The organism is Halobacillus litoralis (assembly GCF_020524085.2).
GTDB lineage: Bacteria > Bacillota > Bacilli > Bacillales > Halobacillaceae > Halobacillus > Halobacillus litoralis_E.
In genome coordinates this window covers 2,437,083-2,461,524 of record NZ_CP129016.1, presented here as the reverse complement: position 1 = coordinate 2,461,524, position 24,442 = coordinate 2,437,083, and the positions used below count along the sequence as shown (strand labels likewise).

At 43.6% G+C, this 24,442-nt stretch carries 29 protein-coding genes and 1 pseudogene; 3 read left to right on the top strand and 27 right to left on the bottom strand.

Annotated elements, in window-relative coordinates:
* Positions 1-6: 6 nt before the first annotated feature.
* The 10 genes from LC065_RS12465 to LC065_RS12420 all read right to left on the bottom strand — a co-directional run bounded on the left by LC065_RS12465 (position 7) and on the right by LC065_RS12420 (position 10,761).
* Positions 7-324, bottom strand: coding sequence for a hypothetical protein (locus LC065_RS12465; RefSeq protein ID WP_226590622.1), 318 nt, complete (start codon positions 322-324; stop codon positions 7-9).
* A 98-nt stretch (positions 325-422) separates the two neighbouring features.
* A complete protein-coding gene (locus tag LC065_RS12460; protein WP_226590624.1) occupies positions 423-662 on the bottom strand; it encodes a hypothetical protein in 240 nt (79 codons plus the stop codon).
* Positions 663-742: 80 nt separating this feature from the next.
* Positions 743-1,759, bottom strand: coding sequence for an acyl-CoA dehydrogenase family protein (locus LC065_RS12455; protein WP_226590626.1), 1,017 nt, complete (start codon positions 1,757-1,759; stop codon positions 743-745).
* A gap of 234 nt (positions 1,760-1,993) precedes the next feature.
* Complete coding sequence (locus tag LC065_RS12450) at positions 1,994-3,520, bottom strand: carbohydrate binding domain-containing protein (protein ID WP_306163447.1); 1,527 nt, start codon at positions 3,518-3,520, stop codon at positions 1,994-1,996.
* Positions 3,502-4,959 carry a glycoside hydrolase family 16 protein gene (locus tag LC065_RS12445; protein ID WP_306163446.1) on the bottom strand — a complete coding sequence of 486 codons (1,458 nt, stop codon included), beginning with the start codon at positions 4,957-4,959 and terminating at the stop codon, positions 3,502-3,504. Before LC065_RS12445 ends, LC065_RS12450 begins: the two co-directional genes overlap by 19 nt.
* A gap of 201 nt (positions 4,960-5,160) precedes the next feature.
* The gene (locus LC065_RS12440; RefSeq protein ID WP_226590631.1) at positions 5,161-6,507 is read right to left on the bottom strand and encodes a GH1 family beta-glucosidase; all 1,347 of its coding nucleotides are present in this window, start codon (positions 6,505-6,507) and stop codon (positions 5,161-5,163) included.
* Positions 6,508-6,537: 30 nt separating this feature from the next.
* Positions 6,538-7,551, bottom strand: coding sequence for a LacI family DNA-binding transcriptional regulator (locus tag LC065_RS12435; protein WP_226590633.1), 1,014 nt, complete (start codon positions 7,549-7,551; stop codon positions 6,538-6,540).
* Between the two features lie 79 nt (positions 7,552-7,630).
* The gene (locus tag LC065_RS12430) at positions 7,631-8,464 is read right to left on the bottom strand and encodes a carbohydrate ABC transporter permease (RefSeq protein WP_306163445.1); all 834 of its coding nucleotides are present in this window, start codon (positions 8,462-8,464) and stop codon (positions 7,631-7,633) included.
* The gene (locus LC065_RS12425) at positions 8,461-9,387 is read right to left on the bottom strand and encodes a carbohydrate ABC transporter permease (protein WP_226591661.1); all 927 of its coding nucleotides are present in this window, start codon (positions 9,385-9,387) and stop codon (positions 8,461-8,463) included. The genes LC065_RS12430 and LC065_RS12425 overlap by 4 nt, the downstream gene beginning before the upstream one ends.
* A 93-nt stretch (positions 9,388-9,480) precedes the next feature.
* On the bottom strand, positions 9,481-10,761 hold the full coding sequence (locus LC065_RS12420) for an ABC transporter substrate-binding protein (protein ID WP_226591663.1): 1,281 nt from the start codon (positions 10,759-10,761) through the stop codon (positions 9,481-9,483).
* 320 nt (positions 10,762-11,081) lie between these two features.
* Here LC065_RS12420 and LC065_RS12415 point away from each other — a divergent pair, with 320 nt between their 5' ends.
* On the top strand, positions 11,082-11,267 hold the full coding sequence (locus LC065_RS12415) for a hypothetical protein (protein ID WP_226590636.1): 186 nt from the start codon (positions 11,082-11,084) through the stop codon (positions 11,265-11,267).
* Positions 11,268-11,302: 35 nt separating this feature from the next.
* On the opposite strand, the gene LC065_RS12410 is transcribed toward LC065_RS12415, so the two are convergent.
* The 5 genes and pseudogenes from LC065_RS12410 to LC065_RS12390 form a co-directional block, all read right to left on the bottom strand.
* Complete coding sequence (locus LC065_RS12410; protein ID WP_226590639.1) at positions 11,303-11,698, bottom strand: hypothetical protein; 396 nt, start codon at positions 11,696-11,698, stop codon at positions 11,303-11,305.
* A 97-nt stretch (positions 11,699-11,795) separates the two neighbouring features.
* Positions 11,796-12,530 (bottom strand): P-II family nitrogen regulator, encoded by a 735-nt coding sequence (locus LC065_RS12405; RefSeq protein WP_226590641.1) that lies wholly within the window; start codon positions 12,528-12,530, stop codon positions 11,796-11,798.
* Positions 12,484-13,256 (bottom strand): annotated as a pseudogene (locus LC065_RS12400) (DUF1538 domain-containing protein). Before LC065_RS12400 ends, LC065_RS12405 begins: the two are co-directional and overlap by 47 nt.
* A complete protein-coding gene (locus LC065_RS12395) occupies positions 13,253-13,945 on the bottom strand; it encodes a DUF1538 domain-containing protein (protein WP_226590647.1) in 693 nt (230 codons plus the stop codon). Before LC065_RS12395 ends, LC065_RS12400 begins: the two are co-directional and overlap by 4 nt.
* Before the next feature lie 329 nt (positions 13,946-14,274).
* Entirely contained in the window at positions 14,275-14,757 is a 483-nt protein-coding gene (locus tag LC065_RS12390) for a hypothetical protein (protein ID WP_226590649.1), read from the bottom strand.
* Positions 14,758-14,920: 163 nt separating this feature from the next.
* Here LC065_RS12390 and LC065_RS12385 point away from each other — a divergent pair, with 163 nt between their 5' ends.
* On the top strand, positions 14,921-15,919 hold the full coding sequence (locus LC065_RS12385; RefSeq protein ID WP_306163444.1) for an LLM class flavin-dependent oxidoreductase: 999 nt from the start codon (positions 14,921-14,923) through the stop codon (positions 15,917-15,919).
* Between the two features lie 44 nt (positions 15,920-15,963).
* Here LC065_RS12385 and LC065_RS12380 read toward each other — a convergent pair whose 3' ends face one another.
* From LC065_RS12380 to LC065_RS12365, 4 genes are all read right to left on the bottom strand, one after another.
* Positions 15,964-16,230 carry a hypothetical protein gene (locus tag LC065_RS12380; protein ID WP_226590655.1) on the bottom strand — a complete coding sequence of 89 codons (267 nt, stop codon included), beginning with the start codon at positions 16,228-16,230 and terminating at the stop codon, positions 15,964-15,966.
* Between the two features lie 181 nt (positions 16,231-16,411).
* The gene (locus LC065_RS12375; protein WP_226590658.1) at positions 16,412-16,870 is read right to left on the bottom strand and encodes a hypothetical protein; all 459 of its coding nucleotides are present in this window, start codon (positions 16,868-16,870) and stop codon (positions 16,412-16,414) included.
* Entirely contained in the window at positions 16,863-17,339 is a 477-nt protein-coding gene (locus tag LC065_RS12370) for an HIT family protein (protein WP_226590660.1), read from the bottom strand. The genes LC065_RS12375 and LC065_RS12370 overlap by 8 nt, the downstream gene beginning before the upstream one ends.
* 228 nt (positions 17,340-17,567) lie before the next feature.
* Positions 17,568-17,762 (bottom strand): hypothetical protein, encoded by a 195-nt coding sequence (locus tag LC065_RS12365; RefSeq protein WP_226590662.1) that lies wholly within the window; start codon positions 17,760-17,762, stop codon positions 17,568-17,570.
* Positions 17,763-17,886: 124 nt separating this feature from the next.
* Here LC065_RS12365 and LC065_RS12360 point away from each other — a divergent pair, with 124 nt between their 5' ends.
* Positions 17,887-18,024 (top strand): hypothetical protein, encoded by a 138-nt coding sequence (locus tag LC065_RS12360; protein ID WP_167356029.1) that lies wholly within the window; start codon positions 17,887-17,889, stop codon positions 18,022-18,024.
* 45 nt (positions 18,025-18,069) lie between these two features.
* Here the strand turns inward: LC065_RS12360 and LC065_RS12355 are convergent, their stop codons facing one another.
* The 8 genes from LC065_RS12355 to LC065_RS12320 all read right to left on the bottom strand — a co-directional run bounded on the left by LC065_RS12355 (position 18,070) and on the right by LC065_RS12320 (position 24,413).
* Positions 18,070-19,116 (bottom strand): PLL family lectin, encoded by a 1,047-nt coding sequence (locus LC065_RS12355; RefSeq protein ID WP_226590664.1) that lies wholly within the window; start codon positions 19,114-19,116, stop codon positions 18,070-18,072.
* A 75-nt stretch (positions 19,117-19,191) separates the two neighbouring features.
* On the bottom strand, positions 19,192-19,914 hold the full coding sequence (locus LC065_RS12350; protein WP_226590665.1) for an exonuclease domain-containing protein: 723 nt from the start codon (positions 19,912-19,914) through the stop codon (positions 19,192-19,194).
* Positions 19,911-20,876 (bottom strand): DUF294 nucleotidyltransferase-like domain-containing protein, encoded by a 966-nt coding sequence (locus LC065_RS12345; protein WP_226590667.1) that lies wholly within the window; start codon positions 20,874-20,876, stop codon positions 19,911-19,913. The genes LC065_RS12350 and LC065_RS12345 overlap by 4 nt, the downstream gene beginning before the upstream one ends.
* 26 nt (positions 20,877-20,902) lie before the next feature.
* Complete coding sequence (locus tag LC065_RS12340) at positions 20,903-22,168, bottom strand: ammonium transporter (protein WP_226590670.1); 1,266 nt, start codon at positions 22,166-22,168, stop codon at positions 20,903-20,905.
* A 206-nt stretch (positions 22,169-22,374) separates the two neighbouring features.
* The gene (locus LC065_RS12335; protein ID WP_226590673.1) at positions 22,375-23,130 is read right to left on the bottom strand and encodes a polysaccharide deacetylase family protein; all 756 of its coding nucleotides are present in this window, start codon (positions 23,128-23,130) and stop codon (positions 22,375-22,377) included.
* Between the two features lie 118 nt (positions 23,131-23,248).
* Positions 23,249-23,551 (bottom strand): hypothetical protein, encoded by a 303-nt coding sequence (locus LC065_RS12330; protein ID WP_371933330.1) that lies wholly within the window; start codon positions 23,549-23,551, stop codon positions 23,249-23,251.
* 103 nt (positions 23,552-23,654) lie between these two features.
* Positions 23,655-24,017 carry a rhodanese-like domain-containing protein gene (locus tag LC065_RS12325; RefSeq protein WP_226590675.1) on the bottom strand — a complete coding sequence of 121 codons (363 nt, stop codon included), beginning with the start codon at positions 24,015-24,017 and terminating at the stop codon, positions 23,655-23,657.
* 12 nt (positions 24,018-24,029) lie between these two features.
* Positions 24,030-24,413: a rhodanese-like domain-containing protein gene (locus tag LC065_RS12320; RefSeq protein WP_226590677.1), complete on the bottom strand. Its 384-nt coding sequence runs from the start codon at positions 24,411-24,413 to the stop codon at positions 24,030-24,032.
* Positions 24,414-24,442 lie beyond the last annotated feature (29 nt).

Genomic DNA, 24,442 nt, shown 5'->3' with positions numbered 1-24,442 from the left:
TTTTTTTCATTCATACTTTATATAGTTATAATATTCCGTAGGCACTTCCTCAATAATATTTCCATCATGATCCATATACATTTCATATTCCCGATAGGCTTCTACTCTGGATCCACCCACAACTTTCGTCCCCTCGTGTTTAAGCTCCAACTCCATTGTTGTCCCTATGACCTCCGTATCTTTAGTTGCCACCGCTTCTGTTTCATTCTCTTCTGTTCCGACGGGTGCCTGGAAATGGTTTTCCGGTTTCATCTGGGGTGACTCCATGTAACCGACCCACGCAAAGACGCCTAAGAGCAGTATGAAAGGATAAAACTTTTTCATGTGATCGCCCTCCTCATAAGTCCTGTACAAGCATCTTATGCGTCCGCCCATAAAAAAAGGAACCATTCCCTATGGAAAGTTCCTTTTTTAGTGATGGATTAATAAAATCCGCCATGACCGTGATGATACCCTCCATACCAGGGATGATAGACCCCATGCCCTTGATGATATCCATAGCCCGGCGCATATGTGCTATGCCCATGTTCGTACCCATATCCAGGAGAATACGTCCCTTGACCATGATGATATCCATAGCCTGGGATATACGTGCCATGACCGTGATGGTACCCATACCCAGGGATGTAAGTGCCGTGACTGTGATGATAGACTCGATCCAAACCGATCGCCCCTTCCCTTCATTCCTCTTAGCCTATGTGTATGGATTGATCAGGGTATGGGCAGCTGCTCTCATTTATTTTTAATCTCTAAATGATACGATTAACCCGTGTTGGCAAGCCGTATGCAAGTCCCTGTAGGTTTTATTAATGATCGTATCTTCTAAAACAGCTGTGATGCCTAAATAATTATAGATCGACTGCGCTGATTTCAAGGCTTCTTTTGCTGCATTTTCACACACGTGATTGACTTCGTGCAAATGCTCTTCAGGAAGCTCATCTCCTTGAATATGCAGATTCCAGGTTCGGGAAATGACTCGATCAAACGAGTTTTTCATATCGGTCAGTCTCATTTCCGCCGCCTGAATTTTATTCTGGACAAAATCATACCGTCCACTTTTTCTCCATTCACCTTTAAACTGATTTGCTAAGATTTTCGATTCTACAATGAATTTTCCAGCGATGCCTAAACTGATCGATGCAAATTGAGATTTGGCGAATTGAAAAAATGGATAACGCAATAGCGGGTCTTCATAATTGGAACCAGACAAATGAAACGCCATCGTCCACTCATCTTTGACAAATCGGTCTTCAACGATAATGGTGTGGCTATTGGTCGCTTTCAATCCAAAGGCATTCCAATCATCCATGACCTTTACTTGATCCTTTCTAAATATAAAACTACGAACTTCTGTCGATGATTCCTCTTCTCCATGGTCAACCTTTGCATTCATCATAAAAAACGAAGCGATGGAAGACCCGCTACAAAACTTCCATTCTCCATTAACCTGATAGCCCCCTGGAACAGGTTTCGCAGATCCTGTTGGAAAACCGCTTCCTGATAGAACGGTGTCTTCATTGGATAAATACTTATTGTAAATGTCTTCTCCCAGCGATTTTAGGAGGTACATATTTCCAGTACATACCGCCAATAACCAGCCGAGATTCCCATCAATAAATGAGGCGTGTTCATATACTTTCAATGTTTCAGGTAAAGTTGAGATCCTACCTCCAAGCTGCTTCGGTACCAACAACTGAAAAAAGCGTTGACGATACAATTCTTCCATTATTTCGGGCGCAAGATTTCCCCTCTTCTCCATCAACTTCGAATCCTTTTCAACAAGCTTCGATAGATCTTCGCTTATGACAGGGATAGAAACAACCTCCTTGCTTCGATTCGTCAGCTCTTCCGCCAGTAAAAAAGGGCTAACGTTTACCGTATACTTTCTCCTTCGATCTCGTCATTTCCTCCTCATTTACTTAGCAAGGCCACCTCAATCCACCGCAAAAAAAAAAAGACACGCTCCTCTAAAGAAGAGCGTGTCCTTCTATTTTCATTTCACTTCGACTTTTACATTGTCGATATAAATATCATGGGCATCTGCCACTTGTCCCATCAAGAATTTCAAAGAAGTAACATCATCTTTAACCATCTCAAACTCAAACTCATAATGTTCCATTTCTTCATTTAAGGAGACCTTCTCACTGAGGTAACGTGTATAATTCGCGTTCTCAAGAGTAACCTCGATCTCCCTGGCTATGGTTGATTTAGCATCAAAAGATAAGGTGTAGGCAGCCCCTTTGCTAAGGGAAAGACCTGGTTGCTCTGCTAAAACACTCCAAGTTTCATTGCCGGCATTCTCAATCGCTATTTTCAGTTCTTCATCAACAACGGTAACATCCGCATTCGCATCAAAGTGAATATAACTTCCCCATGGTTCCATTCCTTGTGAAAAGTCACCATTTTGGAAATTGATCGGAGCCACGATGACGGACGTTTGAATCATACGAATGTTATCTAACGTCACATCCCCATCTTCGCCACCTAGAAGAAATCTCAGCTGGCCGACTTCACCAGAGAGGTCCTCAGGCAGTTGGAATTCTAACGTATGTTCCGCCATCTCTTTCGTCAATGAAACCGCTTCTTCACTGAAGTATTGGACAGAACCATCTTCGCTGACCACTTCCACTTGAATATTTCTTGATTCTGATGCGCTCGCATCAAATGTCAATTCATATTCCTGGTTTTCTACAAACGGAATGGCGCCTTGAGAGAAAAGAATGTCTCCGGGCTGCTGACCTTCCTCTTCAACGGTGATTTCAGCTTTTCGAGAAGAATCCGGTACGACTACACTCGCATCCGCACCATTTTGAGAGGACAGTTCCCAATAGTTCAAACGAGTCATATCCCCCTGGTCGAAGGTCCCGTTATAAATGAGGTTGCCATCACCCAAAGCCGGCTTCGAAGTGTCCTCTCCGACTTGATCGGTAATATCCTCCACACGTACGTTGCCGATCCATACCGGTGCTGTTCCATTACCACCCAGATTGAACTCCAGACGCGCGGCTAAATCTGTATCCTGTTTGAACGTAAATGTGTAGTCATAAGACTGAAGGTTCTCCGTCAATTCCACCGTTTTTTCACCAGAGTAATTCGCATAGCCTCTTTCGGCTCCACCGGATACTTTTGTCATCATGTTCCGGGTCGTATTGGATTTTGCATCAAACGACACCTTGTACGTGTGTCCTTTTAGAACCGGAAGCTTTTGGATTTGCTGCAAAGACCACAGCGCATTCCCTGGATTTGTAATTTCCGTTTTCGCTAAATTTTCTCCATCTACATCTTCAATGGTTAGATTTCCTACACCTTCGAATTGAGGGAGCTTAAGGAAATTCCAATAGGTTGGATCTAATGTTTTTTCTGGAGCATCCACGACATTGATATCTTTTTCATAATTCTGATCATAAATAAAGTTCCCATCTTCTAGTGGCTGCTTAGCATCTTCAGGAAGAGTCTCTTCTTCCACGACAGGTTCGACCGGCTCTCTGTAATCTCTTCCCGTCAATTCATATACTCGCACATAGTCGACTTCCATAGTGCCTGGGGAAATTCTGTCGTTTCATCAGGATCACCACCGTACCATCCGCCGACAGCAAGGTTCAGAATCATGTAGAACTCTTGATCAAATGGAGCAGGATACGCATATTTATCCCCTTGATTTTCACCTTTGCTGAACCAATCGTTCAAGGTTTGATAAAGTTCGCCATCCACATACCAGCGAATCTCACCAGGTTCCCATTCGACGGAATATGTGTGGTAGTCTCTAAAGTCTTCTCCTTCAGGGAAGTGATAATCTTTCGCTGTGTACGTGTTATTCGGCCATTCTTCTCCGTAGTGAATCGCTCCTCCGATGTTACTCGTGTCGCCTCCAGCGGCTTCCATGATGTCGATTTCTCCAGAAGTCGGCCACGGTCCATACACATCATCCTCCGGCATCATCCAGAATGCCGGCCAGAACCCTTGACCTTCAGGAAGTTTCATTTTTGCTTCGAATTTACCATACTTCTTACTGAAGAGCCCTTTGGTTTTCAGTTTCGCAGATGTATAGTCATAGCTTCCAAACTCATCTGTAACAGGTTCTTCTTCCTTTTTCGCTTTGATGACTAAGTGGCCATCTTCGGTATAGGAGTTTTCGCTGGAATCTGTATAATATTCTTTCTCATTGTTTCCCCAGCCAGCAGCGACACCCTCACCGTTTTCATCGACAATCCAATTTCCAATGTCATACGTCCATTTGTCTGAATCGATCTCTTCTGCTAAAAATTCATCGTTCCAGACGAGCGACCAATCCGAAGCTTGGTCTGCAGCATCGTATACGACCACATTGTTTAAATCCGCGTCCACCGTAGACACTTCGTTTTGGATATCTTCATTGATATAAACCGTTCCGGAAACCTTTATATCTTCCAATAGGATGTTTTCTCCGTTGGCAATGATCAAATCACCACCGAAAGTAGAATCTGAGATCGTCACACCAGAGGCATTGATCCACCCATTGCCTTTGATGTCCTGTCCTGTGTATTCTCCTTCTTCATGATAGTAAGCATCCACAAATCCACTCACTAACTGAAGGACGCCTTTACGTTTCACCGGCTTACTTGAATCGTTCCAAGCATCCAATTTTTCTTCCAGTTGATAAGGAAGAAATTCAGTTAAAACGTTCTTCGCTTCCCCCTGCTTTATGGCAGAACGAAGGTTGATATCAGCGCCCGCTGCTTCATTTGTTTGTTGAACAGCCTCTTCCTTATCCACGCCAAACCAATGACTTAATACAACGGCATACTCTTCATAACTCATGGAGGCGTTTTCATTTTTCTTGTTGTTTAATCCTTCGAACAGTCCCGCTTCATACCAGTTCTGTCCAGTTACCTGTTTGCTTTCTGACTTTTTAGCGTAGACAGGCGTGAAACTTCCTAAAACGATAAACAGCACCATAAAACAATACATAGCTTTCTTCAATCCGTCTCCTCCTTTTTTGTTAAAAAACTAGGTGTGGTTATCCTCTAAGCTGTATTTTTTGACTTAAAATAATAAACTCCGGTTGCCAGTTTCACATCGTTCATATAGAAGATAAATCAAGGAAACAGATAAAGGAGGGATTCACTCCCTCCTTTTCCAATTTTCCGCAACGAAACCGGTTTCCATAATGGTTAAAAAATTTTATCTTTCGAAGCTGTGATTTTTCACTGTGTCTTTGAACCAGTAGTAACTATCTTTTCTCGTACGCTCGAACGTCTCGAAGTTCACATGAATGATCCCGAACCTTTTCTCATAACCTTCCGCCCATTCGAAATTATCAAGAAGTGACCATACGATATAACCGACGATCGGTACGCCAGCTTCCATGGCGCGGTTTAGAGCGGTCAAGTGTTGTTTCAGGTAATCCACGCGCTCTTTGTCGTGTACCTTCCCATCTTCTTCTACTCCATGGTTATAGCAAGCGCCATTTTCCGTGATGTAAATCGGGACATCCCCATAAGTCTGATGAAGATCTGTAAGAGTTTTGTAAAAACCTTCCCCATAAATCGGCCAGTCAATATCTGTACGGCGTTCATCGAGTGCAATCTCTTCGACCTGGAACAATCCGCCGTCTTCCTTGTAGCGGCCGAGACCTCCTGTATAGTAGTTGATCCCCATCATGTCGATCGGTTCAGAGATGATCTCAAGGTCGCCCTCTTCCATGTTCAAGGTCGCGTTGTGTTCAGCAAACAAATTCACCAAAGTTTCTGGATATGTACCTTTGAACACGGGGTCCATAAACCATTCCTTTTGCCACATCATCCCTCGTTTGCACGCATCAATATCTTCTTGTTTCGGGCTGTATGGCTCTAGCCAGCCAACGTTCGGGGCATATCCGATTTCTCCATCCGGAACGAGTGTACGGAACGACTGGACTGCTTTTCCGTGAGCGAGCATCAAGTGATGAGAGACATCTACCGCCGCTTGCAAACTCGTTTTTCCTGGTGCATGGATGCCTAGATAGTTGGATAAGAAAGAGGCACACCAAGGTTCATTGATCGTCAGCCATTTTTTGACCTGGCCGCCGAACTCCTGGAACATTGCATTCGCATACGCCAAGAACGCTTCTGTCGTTTCGCGATTCTCCCATCCACCTTTTTCCTGCAGTACTTGTGGAAGATCCCAGTGATAGAGCGTAATCATCGGCTCAATTCCGTTATCAATCAGCTCCCCAATCAGGTTGCGATAGTACTCGATACCTTCTGGGTTCAAATCACCCGTCCCATCTGGAATGACGCGGGACCACGAAATGGAAAAGCGGTACAAATCGACTCCGAGCTCCTTCAAGTGCTGCACATCTTCTTTGTACATATGGTAACTGTTACACGCGTGATCGCCATGATCTCCGTTCTTCACATTGCCAGGGGTGTGGGAGAACACGTCCCAAATGGATGCAGTGCGTCCTCCTTCGTTTGCGGCTCCTTCAATCTGGTAGGAAGCTGTCGCTGCCCCCCATGTTAATTTGTCAGGAAATTGAATCGTTGTCATTGCCTTTACCTCCAGTTAATCTTTAGGAGTCTAGCGTTCTTTGGTAGATGCTCGCGGGACCAGTTCGGGGTCCACTTTGACATCCTGGATGTCGTGATCGTCCTTAATTAAGTCTTCAAGCATATACGCCGCTAGTTTTCCTAGTTTTTGTTTGTCTTGCTTTACAGTCGTCAGTGGTGGATCACTGTACCGGCAAGCTTCGATATCATCGCAACCAATCAATTGGATATCTTCAGGAACAGACAATCCTTCTTCCTTTATGGCCTTTAATGCGCCGAGGGCCATCATATCGGAAGCTGCGAAAACCGCTTCAGGAAGCCGGTCCCCCTTCAGAATTTCCTTCATCCCTTCATATCCACTTTCTTCGAAAAAGTCACCGTAATAGATCCAGTCCTTGTTGATCGTGAGTCCGAATTGGTTCATCGCATCAATAAAGCCGATGTTCCGGATGCTTGAAACGAGGGAATCTTGTTTCCCACCGATGTAGGCGATGTTGCGGACTTTATTCAAATAAAGATACTCGACGACTTTCGCTCCGATTTTTGCGTTATCTGTCATAATGTAGCTGGATCTCGGACCCTCAAGCTTCAAGTCAATTCCGATGCAGGGAATCTCACTTTTTGCAATGTCATGAACAGCCTCTTCGATTTCATCACCAGCGATGACAAGGCATCCATCGACATGGAAATGCTTACACCTTTCCAAGTACTTGCTTTCCCCTTTATAAAATTTTTCATTTGAGAACAACAGCAAGTCATAACCTAAAGCTCCTACAGCTCTCTTGAATGAATTGACGACTTCATTGAAAAAGGGGTGCGTAAAATCAACGTTGATCTTACCGGCATAAATCAAACCGATCAGATTCGATTTTTTCGTAGCTAAAGATTTGGCTGAAAACTTAGGTTGATATTTTGTATCTTCGATAATCTTATAGACTTTCTTTCGCGTGGATTCACTGATGCCTCCATAATTGTTGATGATCTTAGAAACAGTGGCTGGAGAAACACCTGCCATTTTTGCTATGTCACGTATTGTTAAATCCATATTTTGTTCTCTCCTTAAAAGCTAGCCGCTCTGTGATTACCATCTATTGTATCAACAATTTATAGAGGATGGCATAGATTTACTTGATCGATCCTTCTGTAATACTTGAAATGAACCAGCGATTGAAAATCAAGAAAATAATGATTAGTGGAACAGTTGCCCAGAAGACACCTGAAAGCAGCATACCAAAGTCAACACGGAACGCATTGTTCAATGATGCGAGCGCTACTTGCAATGTGTAGGACGCCGGGTCACGCAATACGGTAAACTGCCATAAAAATTCTCCCCATACAAGCGTGAATACGATGATTCCTAATGTTGCAAAAGCAGGCTTGATGATCGGAAGCACAATGCTCCGAAAGATTCTGAAGTTCGAGCAGCCATCAAGTTTCGCCGCTTCCATCAACTCATCTGGTACAGATTCACTGATGTATTGGCGCATTAAGAAGATGCCCAACGGATTCAGCAAGAACAGGACTCCTGCACCAAGTAACGTATCCAACCATCCTAACTGGGAAACTAAATAGAACTGTGGAATCAATCCCAGCTGAGGAGGGATGACCATGGTCAATAGAATCAGGATGAAGAAAAAGTTTTTACCTAGAAACTGGAATTTCGCAAATGCGAATCCAGCCAACGAACTGATCAATAATACCGCGAGAGTTACCGTGGTACATAAGAGGATCGTATTCCACATCGCCTGAAAGAATGGAATCGTATCCAGGACTTTCATGAAGTTCTCTACAAGTTGATCACCCGGCAGCAGTGTCGGCGGAATCGAATTGTAAGCAGCACTCGGCCTAGTCGCCATGACAAACATCCAATAGAATGGAAAAATGGATAAAATGGAAGCGATCCATAAGACGATGTAAACGGGAAGCGTCCCTTTTTTCAATCCTTTAGATTTTCTCATTTCTTAAACGCCCTCCTTTTCTGCTTACGACCGACACCGGAAGTCAACCACGTATTCAAAGCGGCTGCACCGACGATGATAATAAGTAATAATACTGCTGTCGCTGATGCTGTACCAAATGAACCTAAGTTGAAGGCGTCACGATAAAGATACATAACGACAGTCATTGCTTCATCGCGGTTGAAAGCGGAAGAACCTAAGAATACCGCTGGTTCCGCAAACAATTGCAAGGCTCCTACGGTAGACATGAAAACCGTCAGAATGATGAATGGTTTCAGCATTGGAATGGTAATGTGAAGAAACTGCTGAACTTTCCCAGCACCGTCGATGGTTGCTGCTTCATACAAGTCTTTCGGAATACTTTGCAAACCTGCTAAGTAGATGATCGTGTTATATCCGACCCATCGCCAGAAAACCATTAAGGAAATCGCAATTTTCGCTCCCCACTCAGACGTTTTCCAACTGACGGGATCCATTCCGAATAAACCGATGACATAGTTAGCCAAAGCTGTCTCACTACTACTGAAAAACACTCCGAACACCAAAGCGACGGCTACCATCGATGTGATGTACGGCATAAAGATCGTTACACGGAAAAAGTTCGTGAAACGGATGACAGCCATGTTCAGGAAGTAGGCCAGAATAATTCCAACAATCAGTTGAGGAGCTGTCCCCATCAAGCCGATGATGACGGTGTTATACAGGGATTTCCAAAATAATGGATCCTGAAGGACGACGACAAAGTTGTTCAATCCTACAAAGTCCATCTCCCCTAGACCATTCCAATCCTGGAAGGCCAGTACGATACTAAATACAGCTGGATAAAGACCGATGATGCCAAAAATAATGAAAAAGGGCGCAATATATAAATATCCAGACAGCATATCTTTTTTCTTTTCAGACATTTGGGTAGTGGATTTCATTTTTGAGGCATGCTGACGTTTTTGTACGTTCTCCACTCTATTCCCTCCTTTATGTAGGAGGGCCGGATGAAATCCATCCAGCCCATAAAACCTTTAGCGACTCACTAAACCTTCAATACGTTTGACAGCTGCTTCCCACTCTTCTTCAGGATCTGCACCTTCTTGCACGTTTCTTAGAGCCGTCAATACTTCATTGTTTACCGTTACGTATTTTGGTCCTTTGTAAACTTCAGGAATTTCTTTTGCTGCTTCTGCGAAGTAAGCAGCCGTGTTCTGCCCACCGAAATATTCATCAGAGTTGTTCACGAACTCTTCCATTTCGTAAACTTCCGGAGCAGATGGGAACAAACCACTTTGTACGAAGGACTCTAACTGGTTCTCAGGAGAAAGCATCCATTTAGCGAATTTGTAAGCTTCTTCGCTATGTTTCGTTTCGGATGGAATGGCTACGTAAGAACCTCCCCAGTTTCCAGCGAAGTCTGTTGGAAGAGTAGTCACTCTCCACTTACCTGCGCCTTCTGGAGCGTTTTCAGTCATGTAACCTTTCAACCAAGCCGGTGCCATTTCTACAGCAAATCCACCCTGGTTCAACGCATTCGCCCACTCAGGTGTCCACATTTCGAATGATCCTACGACACCTTTATTATGAAGTTCAACCGCGTAGTCATAAGCTTCTTTTACTCCATTGTCAGCTTCACCGATCAATAGTTCACCATCACGGTTGAAGTAGCTGACTTCAAGAGCATCCATGTTTGCACGGAACGCCATTTCCATACTGTCCACCATTGGCTTACCTGTTTTATCTAAAACTGTTGTCGCTGCATCTGTAAAATGTTCAGGAGTTGAAATCATTTCACTAACTTTATCAGGATCTGTCGGCAGGCCAGCTTCTTCGAATACTTCTGTGTGGAAGTACATCGCTTTCGGACCTATGTCTGTCGGTAAACCGAACAAGAAATCTCCTTCACCATTTTCAGCCATTTTCCATTTCCAATCTAAGTATTGATCCTGAATCTCATCTGCACCTAAGTCGTACAAGTTAACAAAGCGATCCTGCGCTTCGCGGTATCGGTCCAACTGGTCAACCTCGATCATCGTCAAATCCGGAGCGCCTGTTCCAGCTGAAATCGATGTGAACAAACTATCATGATGATCGCCAAGCTCTGAGTTTTTGATATTGATTTTGACATTTGGATTTTCTTTTTCATACTCTTTCGCTAAATCTTCATAGTTGGTAGCACCGAAAACCCAGAAATCAAGAGTGACTTTGCCTTCACCTGATGCTGATTCTTCATCGCCACTACTACATGCATAAAGGAACATTGATAAGACCAACAACATAACGACAAATAAATTCTTTTTCACATTCACCATTCCTTTCGTATTCCTGCCCAATTTCTCTTCCCCCTCATCAACGAAACCGGTTTCGTTAATGTTTAAAAAAAATCAATTGATTTATTAGGTTAGCTTGATTATATCGACAAATGTATCCGTTTTCAATGGTTTTTTTAAATTTTTTCACAATTATACTCGTTTTTTAGTAAACCGGTTTCCTTATATTTCATATGAAGGATTTATTTCGTTTATTACAGGGAGCAGTTCCTTAGATGGATTTCTTGTCATAAACAACATGAAAGCGGATAAAAAGGGAATAGGGATTACTGAAAGCCAAAAACATTGAGGAGGGACGAAACATGTTATGGCTCTTACTGTTGATCCCAATCGCATTGATTGCTCTCTCTATCTACTTCGCCCGAAAAAGAAAAGCACAGCCTCATGTCAATATGGCTAATGAAAACAAAGAAGCCTACGAAGAAATGTATTATAACCAAGGTGCTGCCAAAAAAGCAGCCGACCCAAAACATACGAAACCTTTTTAAAGGCACAAAAAACGGAGGCTTTTCAGCTTCCGTTTTTAATGCTCCTGAGATGAATGGTCACCCTCCCCCAGAAGAAACCTTTCTAATTCCTCAATATGGGGAGTTCTGAAAACAATCGCCTTCGTATCTAAAACGATGAATTGGGGCAGTTCCTCGATATTCAAAAGCTTCTTATAATCATAGGGTTGATCCGGTACGCTTTTTAAAACGTTAAATGAGTAGAGCCTGGTCTCCCAGACTTCGGGGTCACTGAACATTTCATTGATTGCGTTTTGGAACGTTTCTACAGAATCCTTTTCACTTTTAAAGGCTAGAACACTATAGCGTCCTTCCACCCCTGAGGTTATTTCATCCATCAACTTCGCTTTTTCTGAACTGCATCCAGCAAGAAGGACAAACACTCCAAACATAAAAATGAAAAGCTTCCTCAACATTTCTCCCCCTTATGCCATAAACTCTATGAATCATTCGAAAAGGTGACTTCTCATTCTCCGTACTCCCTTTCCTCTCTGTTCCATATAGTTGCTCTTACTCCTTCATTTCTTCACTCCATTGTTGATTCAATAAATGATTGATCCCTACCGTCCGTTCAACATCTAATACAAAGGCAATCCCACGTCCCGGCTCATCGAGTCTTGCTCCTCGTTCAATCGCACGCAGGACTCCCTCACACTTTTCTTTCACGATCAATGTCAGCACAACTTCTTTTTCAGGTTCAATGAGTATGTTGAAAAGCTTCGCCTTCTCGTGTATTCCTGTCCCCCGACCTGTGACGATGGTACCTCCCTCTGCTCCCGCTTCTTTAGAGGCATCTACGACTTTTTCTGCATCCCCTTTATTGACGATTGTCACAATTAGGTCATAGTCCAGTTTCTGCTTCTCCACCTGCATCACATCCTCATCTGCGTTTTGTTCTGGTTCTGGTTCAAGTCCAAGCCCGATCATATGATTAATCCCGCTGATATTTTTCGTGTCGATGACAAATCCTATGCCCTGCCTCGGGCGGTTCAGTTTTGCTGCTTGGATGATTGCTTCCATGACCGACTCATAAATAGAATGGGATACGAGAGTTAAAATGACTTCCCGCTCCCTTTCTACAGGTATGCCAAGAAAACGCTTCTTTTCATCCATTCTGAAGCCTTTCCCAAAAAGAGTCGTTCCTCCTTGGGCACCTGCAAGAGTAGAGGCATGTACGACTTTTTTTGCTTTTTCTTTTTTAACGATCGTTACTATGAGCTTTTGTCCGGATTTGTTCTTTGTCATACTGTTCCTGCTCCTTTCTCCTGTAGATCACTCCTAGTGTAAGGACAGAAATAATCGGGGCCAAAGCGACGAGAGCCACCATTCCAAACCCGTCCAGGAGCGGATCACGTCCTTCTGTGACAGAGGCAATGCCTACAAATAGACTCAGTAAAAAAAGTGGCGGTCATCGGACCTGTGGCTACTCCACCAGAGTCAAAGGCGACCGATGTGAATGTTTTATTGGAAAACCGAACGATGATCAAGGCGAACAGATAACCAGGCACCACTAAATACCAAATAGGGATTCCGATTAAAATACGCACCATGGACAGAGCGATGGAAAGGCCGACGCCAAACGAAAGTGTATAGAGTAATAATTTATGCGGGATATATCCACCGGAGACTTTTTCAACCTGATGGGTCAACACACTGACCGCAGGCTCTGCGTAAATGGCCACAAAACCGAGGACAAAACCGATGGGTACAAGCAGCCACGTGTGTTCAATCGTTCCCAGTTTCTCCCCCCATCATGCTACCGACGGGCAAGAAACCGATATGAACCCCCTGCAAAAACAATGACAGTCCTGCATAAGTCAAAAAGAAACCAACAAGGATGTCCTGTAACTTTTTCCATGGGAGCTTTAGAAAGGCAAGTTGAAAGAGAAGGAATAAGAAGAATAGTGGAATGAGTGCTGTCGCGACATCAAACAGGACGTGCCAGAAACCATCGAAAATTTTAATGTTCACCCATAAATCACCCCTAAAAGGAGAACCGATAAAATCGGGCCGATCGATGCCAGGGCCACAAGTCCAAAGCCATCACCCGATGACGTCTTTCCACGCATAACCGCGGCCACACCAACACCGAGTGAAAGGATGAACGGCACTGTCAGTGGCCCTGTAGTTACTCCACCGGCATCAAAGGAGATCGGGACGAAAACATTCGGTGTGAAGGCTGCCAGAAGAAAGACCAGCGCGTATCCTCCTGCAAGCAAGTAAACGATGTTGATACTGAAGATGATCCGGAACATAGCCAGGGCAACAAACACGCCTACCCCTATCGCAACGGAAAGGATTAGAATATCCATCGGAATCTGTCCACCAGAGACCTGATCCACCTGAGAGGAAAGTACACGGACATCAGGTTCTGCTATGGTCACTACAAGACCCAGGAGGAAACCGAAAAAAATAATCAGCCAGACTCTCTTCGTTTTAGACAAGGCAGAACCGATCATTTCCCCTATAGGTAACAACCCGATATTGACTCCGAGCAAAAACAACACTAAACCTGCCCCAACCATTCCTACGCCGATGATGAATTGCAAAAACATGTCTAACGGAAGCCAGACTAAAGTGAATTGAAGGATGGTAATGACAATCGTGATGGGGAGAATGGAGAGGACGACTTCAAGAAACGTCTCTTTAATATTGTCCATCTAAAGCCTCCTAGGAAAAAGTTGAGGAGCTTGTCTATAGATGTTCCGTTTCTAAAAAGTTTTTCTGTATTCATTATATCATCAAAAACATGCAATCATGATAAAGATCAATAGACTCACCTTTTTCTCATAGCCCTACGTTCAGCATAAGGAACACATGACCTGCAAACGAGCACTGGAGCACCCTCGTCATTGATGTAATGCTTCGGATCCACGGGCTTTTTCTTACAGATGGCACAAGATTTTCGTGAAAATATGTTCTTCAAATTATTCAGCAAAGTTACCCTCCTTCACCGGGTTCAGCATAACTAAATGCCGGTTTCACATGCTCACGTCCCTTTACGTTGAAAAAGATAGAGCGTACCAGCGACGAAGGCGAGAAAGCTCACAAACACACCCGTACCAAAGATGAGGTCTTTCCTCTCCACAGGCTTCCCTTTTTCCTGAAAAGAGCCTGTCGCTTCCTGCCCTTCACTCACGTAGGTGTAAGCAGCTTCTCGTTCTGCTTTTCTAAACACGCCCTCACGTACCTCAACAGCAATCACTTGTGTGGTGGGATGGCCGGCAATTTTATAATAGTCTGTTCCTTTTTCAAAAACATTGGAGAAATTCCCTTCATACTGGTGCATATCTGAATAAGCGGTTACTTCGCCAATTCTCTCTTCCACTTTCACTTCTGTCGCTTCTTCTTCAACCACATAAATGAAACCATCATAGACGACGAAAGGGTAGACCCATGATGTGGCTGAAGCCGTTGTAGATAAATAGAAAAATGGGAAAAGTAAACAACAGAGTGTAACCAATACCCGCATCGTCTCCCTCCTTTTGAAAATAGACGTCTACATTTAGAATAAGTTGCAAACAAATTATTTTGAGACACGAAATACAGCTGATATGATAAGTGTTGTTATAGAAGGGAAGGGTAATCAGATCATGCCCGTCTATTATAAAGTCAAATAGAAAAGAGGTTATCCTATGTCTGTAAAAGGATTAGCAAATACTAAATTCTCGGTCCTCGACCTTGCCCCTGTGATTGAGGGTGGAACACCGGCGGATTCTTTCCGAAATACGGTGGACCTTGCTCAACATGTAGAAAAATGGGGATTCACAAGATACTGGATGGCCGAACACCATAACATGCCTTTTATCGCAAGTTCCGCAACATCTGTTGCCATCAGTCATGTGTTGCACCATACGGACTCCATCCGAGTCGGCTCAGGCGGAGTGATGCTTCCAAATCACGCTCCACTTGTGGTCGCAGAACAATTCGGCACACTAGAAACTCTGTTTCCCGGACGTGTGGATCTAGGTCTTGGGCGTGCTCCAGGAACGGACGGAATGACAGCTCGGGCTTTAAGGAGAAACTTGGACTCTGATCCTAATGAGTTTCCCGCGATGTTAGATGAGTTAAGAGGCTATTTTGACGGAGACCACCATATTCGCGCAATTGCAGGAGAAGGCATGGACATTCCAGTTTGGCTTCTCGGTTCTAGTGGATTCAGCGCACAACTTGCAGGCCAACTCGGACTGCCGTTTTCATTTGCCAGCCACTTTTCACCGAACAATACGCGTGGTGCTTTGAATTTGTATCGTTCCAGTTTCCAGCCTTCGGAGGTGCTTGATGAACCTTACGTGATGGTCGGTGTCAATGTTATAGCAGCAGATACGGATGAAGAAGCTGAAAGATTGGCGACGTCCCTGCAGCAACAATTCCTGAATCTCGTACGAAATACGAATCATTTGCTCCAGCCACCGGTTGATGACATGGATGAAGTATGGACAGCACAAGAGAAAGCTGCCCTTAGACAGCAACTTGGCGCTTCCGTTATTGGAAGTAAAGAGACGGTGAGAGAAAAACTGAAGAAATTCCAGGCGGAAACAGAGGCTGACGAACTGATGGTCATTTCACAAATCTACGACCACAGCGCACGTTTACGCTCTTATGAAATCATTTCTGAGTTAATAAATGAATGATTGTGAATGAAAAAAGTCCCTCTGTAATCCAGAGGGACTTCCTATTATATGACATATGTATAAATAAGAAAGACAAAGATGCCTGTAGCGGTTAGGAAATGAGGAATCGAATAAGCTTCTTTGCCCTTTTCGATTTCAACCATTCCTGTAACAAACATCAAACAACCTAACATCAGCATCATGAATGGCAAAACCCGAAAATCCTCTGTCCATAAACCATAACCGCTTAAACTTAATACAAACCCGCCAAAAATAAATCGTAGGATGTTTAAAATTCGTAGACGTGGCCCTGCCTCACTTCTCCATTCCATGTTCCTTTCAACCTCCCATAAAACCTCCAAGAAACAGGTCTAATGCCATACTCAAAAGAGCCGATACTGCCCAATCTCTTTTTTTCGTAGTTTTCAATAATATATTCAGGACTGCACTGATCCCAAAACAGATGACAAAAGCAAAGAACACCATTGAGATACTGTACATATCGATATCTTCCTATTTTAAAAGCAATTGAAAGTATAACTCCGTTTTATGCAGCGCATGATTCAAATCGACGGAAGCCGAGACCAAGATATAAATAGGTACACACAACGCTAGGATGATGACAGGTAACGACTCCTTAACCACACGCCTTTGCTTATTCCCTAAATAAAGGGTAAGAGTAGAGGCAATGACAAAAAACAAACCCGTCATCCAGAGGGCAGACAAATGGCTGGATACATTTTCCACACCAAATCGGAAGGACTCTAAGTCTTGTTCATTTTCTTCGGTTTCTATGACGGTCAGCATTCTGCCCTTCCCTTCAATCAACCATGTGTATGTATCTTCATTTTTAGTAACTTGATAATAATAACCGGCTGCCCCCTCTTCGCTAATGACAAATGGGCTGGACGCTTGAGCCGTTATGTTTAAAAAAAGAAGACCACAAAAGAACAGGAGAATGACCCTATTCATTCAGCACCTTCGTTAACAAGTGAATGCCTTCCAACACTTCTACATGATCTGTGACGTTATTCCTAGCATGAAGCAAAACGGGACGGACCGATTCCACCGAACGCCCAAATTCATACATCCAGTCGTAACGGGGCACCATCCATAAATGGAAGTGGTGGGTCGTGTCCTCATTATAGAAATAATACACATTCTCAATCCCTAACACTGCCCTTTGCGCCTTTCTGATCTTCGTGATGAATGTGATGTAATCGTGTTGTTCTTCTTCCGTCAACTCATCAAGTCCTTTGATGTGCCTTTTGGAAGCTACAATGACCAGCCCTCTGATTGGATAAGCGACATCCTGATGGGCGTGGAAATGCGCTGTTTCTGCAATAACTCCCCCTTCAGGTTCGATTTTGCCGCTGGTCAAAGCACAACTGAGGCAGTCTACTTCCACCGTGTCTCCATTCGCTAATGTAATCGTACGCATGACCTTCCCCCTTTTCATTTTTTCTGTTTATTTTGTATAAGCTCCCGATTGTGGAAGACTCAGTTTCGAGATGTTTATGCAGGGGGTTTGGGTTACGGGGGATGACTCGATTTCCGCGGGAGCGCGGTGAGCGAATCATCCCACGCAGCTTCATCCAGTCATTAAACATCTGGAAACTGAGCCTTCATACTTTAATAACTGATGATTAACATCTTTTACGGAGGGAGATTAATTGATATCGGATATGAGGTTGATTAACCTTCCTATCCCTTTCAATAACCAAATGGCCGCTCGAATCGGGAAAATGATCAGCTCAGGTAACCAAAGCACTAGTTCAAACAATACCTCAAAAACACTCCATTTCTCAGTGGCTTGCCTCCGCCGTTTCAACACCTGCTTCTTACTTTTCAACCATTGCCTCAATCGGGCCACCTCCTAATTTATCCTACGGTTCTTAGCGATCGAAGGTTTCATGGATGAAAAAATTTCCTCGTTTTACCTCTCTTCATTATATACAAACTATGCCCATAAGAGGAGGTAGATGTTGATGGGAAAAAGAACGTCTCAAATGAACGCAGCGAAAACGAATAATAAAACACCGAAAGAAAGCCTGCCGATTGAAGAAGAAGTCGGTCACCGCACCAATAAGAACCGCCCCAAACAAGGACCTGGAGCGAATGAATAAACAGGAAAAACCTGAGGAATGTTCCTCAGGTTTTTGCTTGATTTATTATGAATACCACTTGTGCCACATATGATCATTCGCCCCGCGCACGAAGCAATCAATCCGGTTTCTTCCCCATGATACAGCAGACGGCGAGGAACGTACGCCACCTCTTGGTGCGCCAAGGTTCTCCCAATTTCTCCAACGCCGACCGTCCCACCATTTATGCCAGAGCTGATTATTATCACCTCTGACAAAACAATCCAGCCGGTTTTGCGCCCAGGAGGAAACACCAGGGGCACCATCAAATCCACCTCTTGGTGATCCCAAATCCTCCCACTCACTCCAGCGCGTTCCGTTCCACCACTTGTGCCACATGCCATCATTTCTTCCACGGACAAAGCAATCAATCCGATTCGGCCCCCAGGATACAGCTGCCGGAGAACTCCGGACACCCCCTCTTGGCGCACCGAGGTTTTCCCACTCTCGCCACCGGGCACCGTCCCACCATTTATGCCAAAGATTGTTGTCGTCTCCTTGGACGAAACAGTCCAAGCGATTCCTCTCCCAGGAGGATACAGCTGGAGATCCATCAAACCCAGGAGGTGGCGAACCTAGATCTTCCCACTCCCTCCATCTGGAACCGTCCCACCATTTATGCCACATTCGGTCATTCGTCCCTCTAACGAAACAATCAATTCGGTTCGGTCCCCAAGAAACAGTCCCAGGTGAACTTCTTACCCCTCCACGCGGGGCACCTAAGTCTTCCCAGTCCCGCCATGTTGAGCCATCCCACCATTTGTGCCAGAGACGGTTATCACTTCCTCTGACAAAGCAATCCAACCGATTCGCCTGCCATGAGGACACACATGGTGATCCTCTAAATCCTCTTGGCGGTGATCCGAGGTCTTCCCATCTCTTCCAGTTGTCCCTCCATTGATAAAATGCCCGATTGCCCTGATAAGGATAAGCTTGGTAAGCTGGTTGCCCGTAGTAGCCCTGCGGATAAGGTACGTATGGATAAAGGGCATTACCTTCCATAGGGTAACCCCTATTCCCATAAGAATCCGGCGGTCCCCCATAACCATAATGATAAGGTCCGTATGGATACATGACGCTGCCATCCCCCTTCATGGTGTCCTATCATTTTATGCTGAAAAATTGAAATACATGAAAGGGGATGGACCATCACTCCATCGTAGCAATTCGTGCATAAATCTCGCTCAAGTTTGTTATTCCCTCTTTCTTTAATTCATTTATACAGGCCACCCATAATTCAGCGGTTGCCAAACTATCATAAAGCGCATGGTGACGTTTTTTTATATCAATCCCATAATGCTCACAACATTCGTCTAACGTCGTGAGCGCTTGCTCATTTTGAAGAATCCTCGTTAAAAAGGCTGTATCCACAATTCTATGCTGGAACCTTTTTCTCAAAGCGATCCATGTCGCATGATTCATGAACTGTTTTTCATGATTCGCATGATGCGCGACAAGCACATCCGCTTTTACATAATTGTAAAAGCTTTTCAAAGCATCGCGAAGGGGTGGTGCCTCTTCAATCATTTCCTTCGTAATCCCCGTTAAGGCTGCAACCTCATTGGATGGCACAGCATCTGTTCCGACCAACGTATAAAATGTTTGGGTATCGACAATTTGATCGCCTTTAACCTTCACAGCACCTATGGATAAAATCTGGTCTCCACTGTATGGGTAAAAGCCGGTCGTTTCCAAATCGAAAACCGTAATACTCAAGTCCTCAAAAGGAAGATCCAGAGTGTTCTCATTCTTCATCTCTCTTTCCAGATTCCTTAAATAGGCCATATTCGATGGATCATTCTGATTCAATGAAGAAAGTCCACCACCGAGCTTTCCGGACAAATCCTTCACAAATTGTACAAAAGGGTTCATGTTCGACCCTCTTTAATGATGGTTTTCGCCATTTGATGTAGTTTTTGAGCCCTTTTGACTTGCTTTTTCAATTGCTGTTTTTCCTCTTTCGATAACTGTTCCACTTTAATGACGTGGACATGTTGATAATTTTCAGCATTTTTTTTCAGTTCTAACCGCTGCTGAAGAAATTGCCGGAACCCCTTCTCATATTCAGAAAGAGAAGGATAGAGTGAACGTAGCTCTTCAAATCTTGATAACGTTGAAGAACTTGCGACATGCTGAAAAAGAGACAGGATCCTCAAAGCATTAATGTATGGAAAATAGACCGTTTGTTTCAGATTGAAATGACCTTTTTTCTCTCCACTGTAATCTGGAAGCAATTGACCGAAAACCCCCACGCCCTTTTTTACGTAATTGACATTATCCATCAACCTCGTCAAAAGCTCAGGTTCTTCATTAATCACTGCAAAAGAAGTTTCTTTGACGTTAAGTAATAGTTCTGATTCGCCCACCAATACTCTGGAGTCGAAAAAAATAAGAAAATGCCGCAGTGACTGCCACTCGGCTTCTTTCAACCACTTTGAGATTTGCAGCGTGAACATTTCCACGGATTGACACCACAAAGGGTTGGAAGCCATCACATTCCCCTCACACCGTTCGTAACCAACAATGGCCATTCCTTCTCTAATCTCTTCCCCCAGTGATAAGTAATAGTCCTGATGCTCCTCATTCCCATCAAACAAAATTCCGTGATCTTGATCACTCCATAATGACTGCTCATATCTTCCGGCACTCCCCATTAGAAAAAATGCAAAAGGAGCAGGAGGCGGCCCCTGCTCACGTTCAACCTTTGCTTTTGCCAGATGGAAAGTGTGATGGATTAATTGGTCATGAAAAGCGTTCAACTGGAAATGATCTTTGCTTACTGATTCAATCATTTCTTCCCGCCATACTCTGATTTCCTCATATGTCTTAAACATTCATTCCATCCTTTATGATTACGTCTTTACGCCCCTGATTTTTTCTTTTGTGGAGGCGTTAAATTTTCCGGGTATCCATAACCGCCGTGTTCACTTAAGTCAAGACCCATGATTTCTTCCTCTTCAGATACACGAAGACCACCCATTGCTTTATCCATGATTTTCAAAATGATGAATGAAACGATGAACGCATACAACCCACTACTAACTACTCCGAGCGTCTGCACCCATAGCTGCTCCAATCCACCACCGTAAAACAAACCGGGGCGCCCCACAGAAGCAAGTTCTGGTGTTGCAAACAGTCCATTGGATAACGTTCCCCACACTCCTACGACACCATGGACAGAGAGAGCGAAAATGGGATCATCAATTCTCCTTTTATCAAAGAAACGCATACTGAAGAATACGATTCCACCACCAATCAAGCCAATCAAAACGGCTGCCCATGGTTCAACGAAAGCACAAGAAGCTGTAATCGCAACAAGCCCTGCAAGAGCACCATTCAATGTTGTCGGTACATCTGCTTTCCCAGTCACTGCCCACACCATCAGCATCGCGCCGATCGCACCAGCACCAGCTGCCAACTGGGTGTTCAGGGCTACGTAACCAAAGAATGCATCCGCTACCCCAAAGGTACTTCCTGCATTAAATCCGAACCAACCAACCCACAAGAGGAGGACACCTAGTGCTGTAAAGACCTGGTTATGTCCGGCAATTTCATTAGAAGAACCATCTTTGTTATATTTTCCAATACGAGGCTTCAAAATAATTGTGGCCGCTAAAGCAGCCATGGCACCTGTCAAGTGGACAACTGTTGAACCAGCGAAGTCCTGTTTCCCGTGTTCACCTAACCAGCCGCCGCCCCAGATCCAGTGAGCAATAACAGGATAAACAAGAATAGAGAATAAAATGGCGAAAATCACGTAAGCGACAAGTTTTGCCCTCTCAGCAAAGCCACCGAAGGCAATCGTCATTGCAATAGCTGCAAAAGCCAGCTGGAACAAAAAGTCTGTGGAACCAGCTAAGCCTTCCCCCATTGTCGTTGCATCCCCGTAAAAGAAATTAGAAAAGCCAATAAATCCATTACCCTCACCATAAATCAGTCCATATCCTAATGCCCAGAATACCATGGAAACAATACCGACAGTGAAAACCGTCTTCCCTGCAATATGGCCTGCGTTTTTCATTCGTGTCGAACCAGCTTCTAGTAGTATGAAGCCCCCTTGCATCAATAAAACCAGGATCGTACAGACGATGATCCAAAGATTATTCATTAAAAAAGTAGCGTCCATTCTCTTAACTCCCCTTATGTTAGATTTTATTACATTTTATGTTATTAAGCATTGTATCAAAGTCGCAATATTTACACAACTATAAATGTCAGGTTTCTTAACATAGGATATGAATAAAAATTCCTAAGTTGCTAATAAAGCCTCCACGACAGTCTTTTTTTACATTTTAAAATAAAAAAAAGATCCCAGTCGTTTGGGATCTAGAGTCATTCTACGCCATTGACTCCATGAAGGAGGTTATATTTTGTATGCTTTTGAAGTAGTTCCGAGACGGTAACGAATTGATAGCCTTCCTTTTTCAGTTTAGGGAGAATCTGTTTCAATGCTTCAACTGTCTGTGAACGATCGCCTCCAAAGTCGTGAAAAAGAACAATATCCCCATTCCTCGTATTATTTAAAACAGTTTTTACGATATTATGGACGCCGGGACTTTTCCAGTCTCTCGTATCTTGATGCCAGGACCACATGACCACCATATAACCTTCTTCATTGGCCGTATTGACGATAATATCGTTATAGACGCCTCCAGGAGGACGGAATAACCTCGGCGGAGCTCCAGTCAAGCTTTCAAGAACTTCTGAGGTGTTGTCCATCTCATGGATCAGCTCTTCTTTCGTAATACCTGTAAAGTCAGGGTGGTGAAAACTGTGGTTGGCAAGCTCGTGACCACTTTTCACCATAGACTTGATGATGGACGGATTCTCCTGAGCTCTTGACCCTACTACGAAAAAAGTGGCTTTCGCGTTATACTCTTGTAAAATATCCAAAATTTCCGGCGTGTACTCTGAGCTTGGACCATCATCAAAAGTGATAGCTATATACTTTGATGAAATGGGTACGTCCCAAATCGCCTTCCCTTGCTCCTCATAATAATTTCTAGGATGATCATTCCCGTAAACGCTTACAATGTTCATGTGAAAACCAATGACTAGTATTAAAAGATACAGGGTGGATTTTTTCAAGTGAAGCACCCCTTTCCTTTTTAATTAGTTTGTGGGTAATAAGCTCGCTTATCCCGACTAAAAAACGGAAAGTCTCTCCAAACAAAAAACCAGTTCCCTTTAGGAACTGGTTTCACAGTCATTGTTTTTGTGGTTTCAATATTGTCCTCTGCAAAGGAACACCACCCATGGGAACATTCCTTTCAAAAAAAACATACGGTTTTCCGTCCACTATAAAAATATAATCCCCTTTATAGTGTACTTCTTTATATCCTCTTTCTCTCAATTCTTTACTTATCGCTTGTACGTACTCTTGGTGATCCATATAACGTTCATCAAAATCAATTTGGATATGACCCTTCCGGTAACCCATCAACCAGTTGAAAAATAAAAACATGCCGATACCAACGGCGGCACCAAGTATTATATACATCCAAAACATATCATCACCCCACTACTACCTACGATTACGAAGCAACTGAGGATGAGGTTTCAGAAAAATAAAAAAAGACCAGATTTTTCTGATCTTTTCAACGAAAGCTCCTTCAACTCCAAGCACTCATTCCGCCTTTTACATTTGTGATTTTTGAAAAACCCTGCTTTTTCAAAACTTTGGCTGCATTCATGCTTCTCATCCCGCTTTGGCAAATGATAACGACTTCTTTATCTCTGTCCAATTCACTCGTCCGCTTTGGAAGATTGGAGAGAGGCAGATTTTTAAATGGCTTTTTATGATTCGCTCGATATTCACCGGGGGTGCGGACATCAATCCATTGCACATTTTTTTCTTTCAATCGATTCTGTAATTCCTGAACCGATATATTTTGAACACCTTTTACTGGTAAAAGCTTTTTAATAATAAACCAACCTATCAACAGGCCAATTCCCAAAGGAAGGATAGCTTCCATTTGTTTCACTCCTTATTTTTCAATCATACAAGGCATCGCTCGGCACTCCTGGTGCTTTGCAGGAATGGTATAACCGACCACTTCGTACCCTTTCCTTTTCAGAAGTCTCGCTGCCAAATTCTTTTCAACTTCATCTGAACAAACCAAAACAATCGGACGCTGCGGTATATCTTGATGATGTCTTTCTAAATAAGCCAGTGGCAGACAAATGGCATGATCCATTTTATCTTGAGATGATGTTTGATAATCCCTCGTATCCACAGGAACAACCATGCCATCATTCTTAGCAGCTATTTCGGACATGTCCATCTTTTTCACATGAGAAACCGGGAGATAACGATGAAGGATAAAAAGCCCTGATCCAACAATCAACGTTACAATCATTAGTAATGACATGATGTTCCTCCTTTTGTCTTGAACTAAAA